Raw genomic sequence first — 7683 nt, forward strand, 5'->3', positions numbered from 1 at the left:
TAATTTGCTATAATATGACTATGGAAAATATAAATGACACTTATCACAGTCTTGCTTTTTTTGATTTGGACGGCACACTTTTAAACAGCCAAAGTCAGCTTGACACCGAAGTTATCAAGGCTTTACAACAGATTCGCCAAAACGGTGTCTTGCCGATCATTGCAACTGGGCGCGGACATTTTGAACTTGAGGCGATTATGACACAATCTGGTATCACGAGCGCCATTAGCATGAATGGACAATTTATCGTTGTTGAGGGCGAGATGATTTATCACGAACCAATGGCGGTTAAGGCGATTGAGCGGCTGAAAACTCTCGCAGATGCCAAAAATCAAGCCATAGCGTTTTATGATAAGGAAAGCTATTGGGTATCTCAGATGACCGATTTCGTCAAAAGTGCTTATGGTTACACCGATGCGCCACTGCCGACTGTCAATAATAGTCGCTATTTGACTGATGAGGTCAACATGTTACTCGTTTTTACCGACCAAAAAGTGGATGTTGACTATTATCGTGAACGCGTGCCTGAGTTTAACTACTTTAAAAACACACCATTTTCGATTGATATTATCAATGCTGGCACAAACAAAGGAACAGGTATCAAAAAAGTTGTCGAATTGCTTGATTTCACTGGCGAAACTTACGGATTTGGCGACGGCACAAATGATTTTCATTTGCTAAAGGCGGTTAATCATGCAACAGCTATGGGAAATGCGGTGCCTGAACTCAAGGCTATCGCAGATTTTATTTCAACGGAGAATACAAATCACGGCATTGTAACAGCCTTTAATCATTGGGGACTACTCTAAGAATAATGCTAAAAAAGACTTGATTTTCAAATTTAAAAACCAAGTCTTTTTCTTTTTACATCAATGCTTGTGCAGCTGTGATAATTGATAATTTATAAACATCTTCTTCATTTGACCCACGTGACAAGTCTGAAACTGGTTTGTTCAAGCCTTGCAAGATTGGTCCAATAGCTTCAAAACCACCAAGACGTTGGGCTATTTTATAACCAATATTTCCTGATTGCAAATCTGGAAAGACAAACACTGTTGCATTGCCTGCTACTTTTGAATCTGGGAATTTCAAACGACCAACTTCTGGGACAAAAGCCGCATCAAATTGCATTTCTCCGTCAATATCAAGGTCTGGACGTAATTCTTTCGCAATTTTTGTTGCATCAGCAACTTTTGTCACATTGTCCGATGCACCTGAACCATTTGTTGAAAAACTAAGCATGGCAACACGTGGGTCGATGTCAAACAGTTTAGCTGTATCAGCTGAATCAACAGCGATTTCTGCCAACTCTTGCGAACCTGGCTCAATATTAATGGCACAGTCGCTGAAAATGTATTTTTCTTTACCATAAGCGCGTACCATAAGGAAAGCGCCAGATGTGCGAGAAATACCTGGCTTCGTTTTAATAATTTGAAGTGCAGGTCGTACAGTATCCGCAGTTGAGTGGACAGCTCCTGAAACAAGTCCATCTGCCAAGCCCATGTAAACAAGCATTGTCCCAAAATAGTTGACATCAAGTAAAATATCACGCGCTTTTTCTTCTGTGACTTTACCTGCACGACGTTCAACAAAACTCGCAACCATGTCATCAAACTTATCATAGTTAGCAGGGTCAATAATCGTGAAAAGTGATGATTGCAGACCACGATCACGCAAAATAGTTGAAATGTCATCAACATTGCCCAAAAGAATCGGTGTAATCAGCTCTTCCACTTGCAAACGGTGTGCAGCGCCAATAATACGCGGTTCAACACCTTCTGGAAAGACAATTTTCATGTTTTTTCCAGCAATTTTAGCTTTGAGACCTTCAAATAAGTCGTTTTTCATTGTAGTTTTCCTATTCATTTTTTAGTTTCAACAACATTATAGCACCATTTGCAATCTTTGTAAACGTTTAAGATTGTGAATGTTCAGACAATATCTTTTTCATCATTTTCAGATAAAATAGACGAAATTTTTGTGATGATAATATCAAGTCCCACCACATTGCTGACACCTTCTGGAATAATCAGATCAGCATAACGTTTGGTTGGCTCAATAAATTGATGATACATGGGTTTGACGGCACTGAGATATTGGGTAATAACGTTATCCAAACTTCTACCACGTTCATCAATATCGCGCTTAATTCGTCGAATAATCCGAACATCATCATCAGTGTCAACAAAAATCTTAATAGCCATCATGTCGCGCAACCGTTTATCCTCTAGCACCAAAATCCCCTCAACAATCATCACATCAACTGGGTTCTGACGATAAGTCTCGTTGCTACGCGTATGCGCCGTATAGTCATAAATGGGAATATCAACTGCTTGTCCTGCTTGCAAGGTCTGAAGCTGCGCAATCAGATAATCCGTATCAAAAGCAAGCGGATGATCATAGTTAGTTTTGAGCCTCTCGGAAAAGTCAAGATGATTTTGATTTTTATAGTAAGAATCGTGCTGAATCATGGCAATACGTTCGGTTGGAAATTTGTTAAGAATTGCCTGACTTACTGACGTTTTACCAGAAGCTGAGCCGCCTGTCACACCGATAATAATTGTTTTTTTCATCATAAGTTCATTATACCGCAAAATCAAGACAGATTCTCAAATTTGGCGAAAATAAAGTGAAAACTTTACAATTCACGACAAACGAGCATATCCATGACGGTCTCCGTTTAAATTTCTAAGTTTATTGCCGATAACCCTTGCACCAAGAAAGGATAAAACTGGTTTGGACAATAACCATTGTCATCGTGATCAGGATAATGGCTGCTGAATAAATATCTGGCTGTAAATAGATGGAACCCTGAACGATAAAGTTGCCATGAATGATAAACAAGATAGCAACCGAAAATGGCAAGCAAATAATGGCTGCTTGATAAGCTGCTTTCGTTGCGCGATTTGTGATGATTTGCTCGCGTTCATCAAGGTCTTTATGTGCTTGAATACCATTGAAAAGTTGGGCGATAGCCTCACGCAAATTTTTTGATTCGGAGCGTGCAATCTTCGTGACAACAAATAAACCAATGAAATAAGAAATGAGCAAAACGGAAATAGAAAACTTATTTGGCGCTATAAGAAACCAACCAACTAGCACAAATAAAATATTGTTAAGCACACCTTCAATAACGACTTTTTTCAAACTTCTTCCTCCTGTTTATCTGCCAGTAATGTAAAGATTTCCTCAATCTCACATTGAAAATGATGGGCAATATGTAACGCCAGTACCAATGATGGCACATAGCTTTCTTTTTCAAGCGCAACAATTGTCTGCCTTGACACACCAACGGCTTTTGCCAACTCGTCTTGTGTGAGGCGATCACGCGCCCTTAATTCCCGAACTCTGTTCTTTAACATCGCTAACATCGCTTTCTTACTTACTAAATCTATTGTAAAGCAAACTAGATTTTTTGTCAAGTTTAGTTTACATTTGCTTGTACCTATCAATTTTTGACGATTTTTGGTAAAATGAATATAACTATGAAGAAAATTTTAGACTTAGAACCCCATCATTGCCAAATTCATGAAGGTGAGAGCCTTTTAATAAAAGGGGCAATCGCTTGTGGTAAAACGAAACTTTTGCTTGAAATTGCTGAAAAATTACCGAAAAATCAGTTTGATTTTCTCTTTCAAGATATTGATGATAATTTCGTGACAGGTACGGTTGCCGAAAATCTAGCTTTCAATTTGGAAAATGATGCTGTCGCTCATGATAAGATGGTCGCAATGGTACAAGCAACAGCTGAAAAATTTGAGTTGACCGATTTTTTGACTAAAGATGTCCGAGAAATTCCGACACGTCAAAAACAGATTTTGGCTTTAGCGCAGATTTTGATTCAGCCGACTGATATTTTATTACTTGATGAACCTTTACTTTTGCCTTACAATTTTGACGATGAAACAACAGCTTATACTGGTACTTTGATTGTGACTGGTAATTTTGATGAGCGATTATTTGACCATGTAATTCATTTAACTGACGAATCAACTGAAATTCCTAATGTCAAGTTGACGCGAAAAATCAATCCTCACAAGAAGATTCTTTCTGTTCATAATTTGATTGAAGATTTGTCTTTTGTCATCTATGAGGGCGAAAAAGTTGCGCTTTCGATTGAATCTGATGTCCCACTTGCTGATATGTTGACTGGTTTTTTGCCAACAACTTCTGGTGAAGTGTATTTTTACTACGAAGCGATTGGTAACATGGAAATGAAGCGACTCGCTCGAAGAATTGGTTATGTCATGGCAAATCCTGCGGATATGATTTTTGTTAATCGTGTCTCAGAATATCATATTCCAGACGATTTACTAACGCTTTGTGGCCTTGAAACACTCAAGAATAAGAAAATAAGCGAGCTGACTTTCCGCCAAAAACGCTTATTTACAATTGCCACTATATTGATGTTAAAAACGCCGATTGTTATTTTTGATCAACCAGATTTTGCCTATTTCCCTGAGATTTTGGCTTATCTTGACCAAAAAGGGGTCAGCATTATTGCCTTGACTGAAAATGCTAAAATCATTGATTTAATGGATAGACAGGAGGTTTTCTAATTCCATGACAAAACGACTCCTTACACCCTTGAGTAAATTTATCGTTTTTATCTTGACAATGATAGCTGCTTTAATCACAAATGACACACGATTCTTAGCGATTTTTGCAATGATTTCTTTCGTTTTTTATCGGCTCTCTAAACTTAAATATCATCCAATTTTAATCTTGCTAATTTTTAGTCATTTGACAATTCTTTTTGTGCTCAATCCCGATTATGGCACGCAACTTTATGATTATAGTATTACTTGGATCGATGAATTTAGTCTGCAAGAAATGCTGTATTTGTTAAATATTTTATTAAAAGATGTAATCATTCTCAACTTTTTCCAGATTTTTTTCCTAACCAGTCAGCCTGTTGAAGTCGCAGCTACATTGAATCAAGTTGGTTTTTCCTATCGAATTGCCTATCAAATCAGTCAGAAATTGAGTTTTTTTTCAAACCTCAAATCAGATCTCGTTAAGTTACAAAATGCTGCTGCTGTGCAATACATTGAGATTTCAAAATTTAAACTTGTCACATTTTTGCTACAAGCAAAACACAAGAAAACCGCTGCTGCTCGCCATTTCGGAAAAAAAACAAAACGCACCTGGTATATCACGCGCAAGCTTGGAAAACTTGATCATCTCGCCATATTATTTGCGGCGCTTACTGTTTTAATCAGCATTGGTTTGATTTTCGTCAACGGCTCACGACTTTGGAATCCGTTTAGATAGGAGATGTTATGACATTAAAACTTGGTGTTATTGGTACAGGCTGGATTTCTCGCGCTTTTATTGATGCAGCGTTACTTTCAAAAAAGTATGATTTCACGGCAATTTACACACGAGATTTGGCAAACGGTGTTACTTTTACAGAAGATTTTGAACATGTTGCCATTTTCAATGATTTGGAAGAATTTGTCAAAACTGAGCTTGACGTGATTTATATCGCAAGCCCTAACGCTCTGCATTTTGAGCAAGCCAAAACAGCAATTTTAGCGGGGAAAAATGTGATTGTGGAGAAACCCGCTTTCTCAAATCCTGATGAATTTGAAGCAATTGTTCAGCTTTCAATCAAGCAACATGTTCTCTTTTTTGAGGCGGCAAAACATCTTCATGAACCGTCATGTGACATCATTCGTGAATTTTTGAGCGACAAAACAATTATCGGGGCAGACTTTACATTTGCCAAATACTCATCGAAAATGCCTGCTCTTCTTGAAGGCGACCTGCCAAATAAGTTCAACAAATCCTTTAGTGGCGGTCTTTTAGCTGACCTCGGTGTCTACCTCTTATACGCCGCACATGCCTTTTTCGGTAAGCCAATTTATGCAGATTATACAGCAACTATGCTTGAGTCTGGTGTCGATATATCTGGAATTGGTGTACTGTCTTACGAAACTTTTAAAGTCGCTATTAAAACTGGTGGCAACTATACCTCTTACTTGCCAAATGAGATTTATACAACTGACGGCACCTTGACAATTGATAATATCAGCACACCAACGCTTGCCTTTTTTACTGATTTATCTGGTAACAAGACGCCATTAAACTTGAAATCACAACCACAAAACATGCTTGAAGAGGCACAAGATTTTGCGGCTATCTTAGACAATCCAAACTCACGTGAGAATTTTGAACACTATGAGGAATGGATTAATATCGCGCGCGACGTAGCTGAAACAAGCTATGCCATGCGCCTGAAAGCAGGAATAATTTATGATGCTGACCAAAAATAACCTTCCCAAAGTTTGGGCGGAGAGTTTAGAGCACTTACAAGATTTTACAGCTGTCCAAACTGAAAGTTTTCCCCCCATTTCACAAGGAAAAAATGTTCTTGCGACCAGTCCGACTGGCACTGGTAAAACTTTTGCCTATCTTTTTCCCTTATTACCCAAAATCAAAAAAGGGCATGGTCAGCAACTGCTGATTTTAGCGCCAAATAGTGAGCTTGCTGGACAGATTCTTGAAGTTGTCAAAAATCTTGCAATACCGCTTGGTTTATCGGCAAATCTGATTATTTCTGGGGCTAGCATCAAACGCCAAATTGAACGTATCAAAAAAGCGCCTGAAATTCTCGTCGCAACGCCTGGGCGTGCGCTTGAGCTGGTCAAGGATAAGAAACTCAAGATGACAGCAATCAACACAATTGTGCTAGACGAAGTTGACAATCTGATTGAGGACTCCCAATGGCGCTTTGTTAAACCGATTATCACGCGCACGCCTAAGGACTATCAATTTGTAGCTGTTTCTGCTACGGCTCACGATATTTTTGACAAGATGAGCGATTTTGCAACAAATTTGGTTGAAGTCAATATCACAGAAAACAAATCACAAGTCGCACATTTTTTCGTCAAGGTTGAAAATCGACGCAAAATTGATTTTCTCCGCCAACTGGCACACCTACCTGATATGCGTGGTCTCGTTTTTTTCAATCGCTTGGAAGATTTGGGAAATGCTGAGCAGAAATTGCAGTATCAAGATATTGCGGCGCATTCACTTGCTAGCGACATCAGTGGGCGTTTTCGCAAAGAATTGATTGAACGTTTTAAAAATGGACAGATTACTTTACTCCTTGCCACCGATATTGCGGCACGCGGACTTGATATTGACGACTTAGATTACGTGATCAATTTCGACATTCCTGTCAATATTGAAAGCTATACGCACCGTACTGGGCGAACTGGACGCATGGGAAAAAAAGGCACGGTCATTAATATTGTCACAAATACATTTGACGAAAAAGACGTCAAAAAATACCATAAACAGACTGAAAAAATGCTCAAAGCTGGGCAATTTATTGAAAAAAAATGATATAATAATAGGTGGCAATAAATTCTCGCCACCAAGTTTGTCCCTCTAGTATAACGGATATTACGAGCCCCTCCTAAGGGTTTGATGCTGGTTCGATTCCGGCGGGGGACATTGAAAATGATGATAATTGCTCACTTGGCAATTATCGGAAAAGTGTTGGGGTATAATTCAGTCATAACTTGGATTGCTAATTTTAGGCTCTATAATAAATCGTGTGGGAAAAATTCCCAGACGATTTTTTTGCAAAAAAAAATCCTTCCTTCTATAATGTGAGTTACTAAGCAACACAAAAGAAAGGAAAGACATGTTTAATTATATCCTAAGTAAGTA

General features: G+C 38.5%; 9 protein-coding genes and 1 tRNA gene. 6 read left to right on the forward strand and 4 right to left on the reverse strand.

All coding sequences use genetic code 11. The features are described 5' to 3' along the window. Positions 1-20 precede the first annotated feature (20 nt). Positions 21-809, forward strand: coding sequence for a Cof-type HAD-IIB family hydrolase (locus Hs30E_RS04135; RefSeq protein WP_172208217.1), 789 nt, complete (start codon positions 21-23; stop codon positions 807-809). A gap of 55 nt (positions 810-864) precedes the next feature. Here Hs30E_RS04135 and pta read toward each other — a convergent pair whose 3' ends face one another. The 4 genes from pta to Hs30E_RS04155 all read right to left on the reverse strand — a co-directional run bounded on the left by pta (position 865) and on the right by Hs30E_RS04155 (position 3362). Then, positions 865-1848: a phosphate acetyltransferase gene (gene pta / locus Hs30E_RS04140; protein WP_172208219.1), complete on the reverse strand. Its 984-nt coding sequence runs from the start codon at positions 1846-1848 to the stop codon at positions 865-867. 83 nt (positions 1849-1931) lie between these two features. Then, positions 1932-2576: a uridine kinase gene (udk, locus tag Hs30E_RS04145; RefSeq protein ID WP_172208221.1), complete on the reverse strand. Its 645-nt coding sequence runs from the start codon at positions 2574-2576 to the stop codon at positions 1932-1934. A 118-nt stretch (positions 2577-2694) separates the two neighbouring features. Then, the gene (locus Hs30E_RS04150; protein WP_172208223.1) at positions 2695-3147 is read right to left on the reverse strand and encodes a hypothetical protein; all 453 of its coding nucleotides are present in this window, start codon (positions 3145-3147) and stop codon (positions 2695-2697) included. Further along, positions 3144-3362, reverse strand: a complete 219-nt coding sequence (locus Hs30E_RS04155) for a helix-turn-helix transcriptional regulator (protein ID WP_172208225.1) — start codon at positions 3360-3362, stop codon at positions 3144-3146. Before Hs30E_RS04155 ends, Hs30E_RS04150 begins: the two co-directional genes overlap by 4 nt. A gap of 111 nt (positions 3363-3473) precedes the next feature. Here Hs30E_RS04155 and Hs30E_RS04160 point away from each other — a divergent pair, with 111 nt between their 5' ends. From Hs30E_RS04160 to Hs30E_RS04180, 5 genes are all read left to right on the forward strand, one after another. After that, positions 3474-4559 (forward strand): ATP-binding cassette domain-containing protein, encoded by a 1086-nt coding sequence (locus Hs30E_RS04160; RefSeq protein WP_172208227.1) that lies wholly within the window; start codon positions 3474-3476, stop codon positions 4557-4559. 4 nt (positions 4560-4563) lie between these two features. Further along, complete coding sequence (locus Hs30E_RS04165) at positions 4564-5274, forward strand: energy-coupling factor transporter transmembrane component T (protein WP_172208229.1); 711 nt, start codon at positions 4564-4566, stop codon at positions 5272-5274. Between the two features lie 8 nt (positions 5275-5282). Next, complete coding sequence (locus Hs30E_RS04170; RefSeq protein WP_172208231.1) at positions 5283-6278, forward strand: Gfo/Idh/MocA family protein; 996 nt, start codon at positions 5283-5285, stop codon at positions 6276-6278. Further along, the gene (locus Hs30E_RS04175; protein ID WP_172208233.1) at positions 6259-7353 is read left to right on the forward strand and encodes a DEAD/DEAH box helicase; all 1095 of its coding nucleotides are present in this window, start codon (positions 6259-6261) and stop codon (positions 7351-7353) included. Before Hs30E_RS04170 ends, Hs30E_RS04175 begins: the two co-directional genes overlap by 20 nt. A 39-nt stretch (positions 7354-7392) precedes the next feature. Beyond that, positions 7393-7464: transfer RNA gene (locus tag Hs30E_RS04180), tRNA-Arg, on the forward strand. Positions 7465-7683 lie beyond the last annotated feature (219 nt).

This window comes from Pseudolactococcus hodotermopsidis, assembly GCF_011170085.1.
Lineage (GTDB): Bacteria > Bacillota > Bacilli > Lactobacillales > Streptococcaceae > Pseudolactococcus > Pseudolactococcus hodotermopsidis.